The organism is Bradyrhizobium sp. CCBAU 45389, from assembly GCF_028128625.1.
In the GTDB taxonomy this organism is placed as follows: Bacteria; Pseudomonadota; Alphaproteobacteria; order Rhizobiales; family Xanthobacteraceae; genus Bradyrhizobium; species Bradyrhizobium liaoningense_B.
Window position 1 is genome coordinate 1,514 of sequence record NZ_LBIY01000001.1, and the last position, 390, is coordinate 1,903.

General features: G+C 63.6%; 1 pseudogene. It reads right to left on the minus strand.

What is annotated here, in order from left to right:
• Positions 1 to 390, minus strand: a pseudogene (locus tag XH79_RS00015) (transposase); the annotation flags it as partial.

A 390-nucleotide genomic window follows, 5' to 3' on the forward strand; every position in this document is an offset into this window, starting at 1 on the left:
ATGGCTCGCCCTCCCGCCGCAGCAAGACGAACAACCGGCGATAGCCGAAACGCCGCCGCTCGTTGGCGAGATCGCGCAATCGGCCACGCAGAACTGCGTCCGGCGGGCGGCTGGAGCGATAGCGGATCATCTTCCGATCCGCTCCCACGATCGAGCAGGCCCGCCGTTCCGACAGGCTCATGATGGCCTGCAGATGCGCGATCGCAGCGCGCTTGGCGGCGGGCCCTACCATTTTTTTGAAAGGAGCTCGCGAAGTGCGGCCGCATCGAGCATCTGCTCGGCCAGAAGCTTCTTCAGCTTCGCGTTCTCCTCTTCCAAGGCCCTCAGCCGCTTCGCTTCGGAAACGTCCATGCCGCCGAATTTGGCCTTCCAATTGTAGATCGTCGCCTC